Source organism: Frankia tisae (assembly GCF_025403405.1).
Classification (GTDB): domain Bacteria; phylum Actinomycetota; class Actinomycetes; order Frankiales; family Frankiaceae; genus Frankia; species Frankia tisai.
This window is the reverse complement of record NZ_JANEZT010000510.1, coordinates 1-3,605: the sequence shown is the minus strand read 5'-3', so window position 1 is coordinate 3,605 and position 3,605 is coordinate 1. Positions and strand designations below refer to the sequence as shown.

Here is a 3,605-nt window from a genome sequence, read left to right as displayed (position 1 = left end):
GCTCACCTCGATGACCGCCGACGGACGGTCACCTCGGCCGGTCGCCACGACCAGGTTGTGTTCGCTCGTGACGGTTGCGGCGGGCCGCTGCGGGGCGCACCACGTCCCGTCCGAGCGGCCGACGCCCGCCCGGGCCCCGTCGGCGCTGGCCCCGTCGGCGGGGGAGACGTCGGCAGGGGAGACATCGGCGAGGGAGACATCGGCGAGGGTGCGGGTGCGCTGGCCGGCGTTGTCGAGTTCGTGGATCCGCACGGCCGCGCCGCCCAGGTGCTCGGCGAGCATCTGGGCGGCGCGGGTCCACATCGTCGTGGCGTCCAGGCCCTCCAGCGCCTGCTGGCCCAGGTCGGCCACCAGGGCCTGCTCGATCGATCGGGTGCGCAGGGTGGCCAGCGCCTGCTGGTGTTCAGTGACGTCCGTCGCCACGCAGGTGAGGTAGCTCACCTCGCCGTCGGGTCCCGAGATCGGCGCCAGATGCAGATCGAAGCAGCGACCGAACGCCCCGATGACATGGTGCAGGGGGCGCCCGGCGAGGGCGTCCTGCAGCAGGCCGACGGCGTCGGGCAGGTCCTCGAAGAGCGTGAACACCGAGATGTCGGGATGCTCGGCGAGGCGGGTCAGCGTCGCGTCCATGAGGCCCTCGCTGGCGAGCACGAATCCCGACCGATCCACCAGGAACATCGACACCGGCGTGTTGTCCAGAATGAGGCGCAGCCGGTCGTTCGCGGTGATCTCGTCGGAGACGTCCTGGAGCTGGCTGAGGATCTCCCGGCCGGCCGGTCCGGGCACCGTCGCCGACGTGACGAGAACGTGCACGGTGCTGTGGTCCGGGCGCCGTAGGCGGATCAGCCGCCGCAGCGGCGGGTTCTGCTGGCCGGGCCGGTGGATCTCCTCGTTCCACAGCGCGCGCTCCTCGGGCGCGGCGACGTCCTGCCAGTGCGTGCCCACCAGCTCGGCCTCGGAACGGCCCAGCAGTGCGCAGGCCGCCGCATTGGCCCGGCGTAGGCGGCCGGTGCGAAAATCCGTCGCCGTTACCGCGAGGTTCAGGAGCTCGAAGAGATCGGGACGCTCCTGTGCCAAGACTCCTCACCCACCCACCCCGTGCGGTCCAGCCCTTTTCCTACCCGGGTGGTCGTGCCCCCATGCGGCGCCGAGACCAGCCAGTATTGACGGAAAGTAGTCACCCGGTCCGGTCTTGGGGTGGCCGTCGTGCCGTCAGCGGGTCTCGAACGGTTCGGTCTCAGGCCTCGGAGCCGGTCTCAGGTCTCGGAGCCGGTTGCGTCGCCGTCCGTCATGTCCAGGACGACCTTGCCGATCGCTCGCCGCTCGGCGACGTGGAGCAGGGCGGCGCCGGTCTCGGCCAGCGGGAAGCGGGCTCCGACGAGCGGGGCAACCCGGCCGGTGCCGAGCAGCTCGGCGAGCTCGGCCCGATCCCGCGCCGCGAGTTCCGGCTCGAACTGGGGGAAGGTGCGCAGCTCGAAGCCGCGCACGGTCATGCCCTTCAACAGCAGCAGGTTGAGCGGGATGCGTGGGATCTCCCCACTGGCATAGCCGACGGTGACGAAACGTCCGCCCCAGCCGAGGGTGCGCAGCGCCGCCTCGGAGTACCGCCCGCCGACGGGGTCGACGACCACGTCCGCCCCGCCGACCGCCGCTCGGATCGCGTCGCGTAACGGCGTGCGTTCGTAGTCGATCAGGAACTCGGCGCCGCGCTCCTTGCAGGCAGCGAGCTTCTCCGGGCTGGACGCCGCGGCGACCACCCGCGCGCCGAGCAGCGCGCCCAGCTCCACCGTCGCGAGCCCGACGCCGCCGGCGGCCCCCAGCACGACCAGCCGCTCCCCGGGCGTGATGTTCGCGATCGAACGCAGCGCGTTGTAGGCGGTGAGATGGCAGACCCAGCTCGCCGCGGCCGTGGCGAGATCCACCCCCGCCGGCACCGGGATGAGCGCGTCCGCCGGGGCGGCGACGTACTGCGCGAACGCGCCGCTCATCACGCCGCCGGCCACCCGGTCGCCGACCTGGACGCCCGTCACCTGCGGTCCGACCGCGGCGACGACCCCCGCGAACTCGCTGCCGGGGGTGAACGGCGGCGGGACCGGAACCTGGTAGCGGCCCGCGGCGATGAGCACGTCCGGCAAGTTCACCGCCGCCGCGTGCACCCTGACCAGCGCCTCCCCCGGCCCCGGCGTGGGCCTGGGTACCGCCTCGGTCGAGATCCCGTCCGGCGTGCCCAGCCGGTGACAGACTGCGGCTCGCATCATCGCGGTGTCCACGCGAGCAGTATGCCAGGCCACATCCCAAACCTCTGGCTTCGCGAAGGCCATCCGGTTTGCGGTGGCGTCCGGTTCTGGGCCGGCGTGATTGAGTGGGCGAGTGGATGACGAGCAGATCTACACCCAGGTCGGTGCCCTCGTGGCCGAGGAGCACGAGCTGCGGGGCCGGCGGGCCCGCGGCGAGATCGACGCCGAGACCGAGCACGAGCGGCTCGATCACCTCGAGCAGGCGCTGGACCAGTGCTGGGACCTGCTGCGCCGGCGCCGTGCGCGGCGCGATGCCGGCCAGGATCCACAGGGCGCCGAGCCGGGCAGCGTCGCGCAGGTCGAGCACTACCTTCAGTAGGACGGCGGCCTTCAGCAGGGCGGCCAGCGTCAGTAGGACGGCCAGCAGGGCGGTGGGCCTGGAGTAGAGGAGCGGGATGGATCTGCAGCTTGCGGGCCGGGTCGTGCTGGTGACCGGCGGCTCGGACGGCCTCGGTGCCGCCCTGGTGCGGACGCTGGCGGCCGAGGGGGCCAGGGTGGCCTTCTGCGGCCGGGACGAGGCGCGGCTGCGGTCGGTCGCCGAGGCGGCCGGCGGCGCGGCCGGTGCGGGCGGCGAGGTCCTGCCGGTGGTTGCCGACGTCCGCGAACCGGCCGATCTCGATCGGTTCGCCGCCGCCGCCGCCGAGCGGTGGGGCGCCGTCGACGCCCTGGTCAACAACGCCGGGGCCAGCGCAGCGGGGCCCTTCGAGGGCCAGACCGACGAGGTCTGGCAGGGCGACCTCGACCTGAAGCTGCACGCGGCGGTCCGCGCGTCCCGGCTCGTCCTGCCGCACCTGCGCCGGGCGGGCGGCGGCAGCATCGTGAACTCGCTGTCGATCAGCGCGCGCACGCCGGGTGCGGGCTCCATGCCGACGTCGGTCACCCGGGCCGCCGGCCTCGCGCTCACCAAGGCCCTGTCCAAGGAGTTCGGCCCGGACAACGTGCGGGTCAACGCGATCCTCATCGGCATGGTCGAGAGCGGTCAGTGGGACCGGGCCGCGGCCGCGCAGGGCATCGGGATCGACGAGCTCTACGCGCGGATGGGGCGCGACAGCGGCATCCCGCTCGGCCGGGTGGGCCGGGCGCAGGAGTTCGCCGACCTCGTCGCCTTCCTGCTCTCCGCGCGGGCCACCTACATCACCGGCACGGCCGTCAACCTCGACGGCGGCCTGAGCCCGGTGGCCTGACGGGCCTCGGCCCGGTGAAGCGCTCCCGGTCCACAACTCAAGTTTAGGGCCGGAAACTTGAAATCTTGGTGGGTGAATTCAAGTCTGCTTGGACTGTGGCGGGCCCTCGGGTGCGGGTGTGGCG

General features: G+C 73.0%; 4 protein-coding genes. 2 read left to right on the top strand and 2 right to left on the bottom strand.

What is annotated here, in order from left to right:
• Both NBZ85_RS28950 and NBZ85_RS28945 read right to left on the bottom strand, forming a co-directional pair.
• On the bottom strand, positions 1 to 1,077 hold a 1,077-nt coding region (locus NBZ85_RS28950), incomplete at its 3' end, for a PAS domain-containing protein (protein WP_261563126.1).
• 179 nt (positions 1,078 to 1,256) lie between these two features.
• A complete protein-coding gene (locus NBZ85_RS28945) occupies positions 1,257 to 2,255 on the bottom strand; it encodes an NADPH:quinone oxidoreductase family protein (RefSeq protein ID WP_261560452.1) in 999 nt (332 codons plus the stop codon).
• Positions 2,256 to 2,370: 115 nt separating this feature from the next.
• On the opposite strand from NBZ85_RS28945, the gene NBZ85_RS28940 reads away from it, so the two are divergent.
• Positions 2,371 to 2,616, top strand: a complete 246-nt coding sequence (locus tag NBZ85_RS28940) for a DUF2630 family protein (RefSeq protein WP_261560450.1) — start codon at positions 2,371 to 2,373, stop codon at positions 2,614 to 2,616.
• 76 nt (positions 2,617 to 2,692) lie between these two features.
• Positions 2,693 to 3,481, top strand: a complete 789-nt coding sequence (locus NBZ85_RS28935) for an SDR family oxidoreductase (RefSeq protein WP_261560449.1) — start codon at positions 2,693 to 2,695, stop codon at positions 3,479 to 3,481.
• Positions 3,482 to 3,605: the final 124 nt, after the last annotated feature.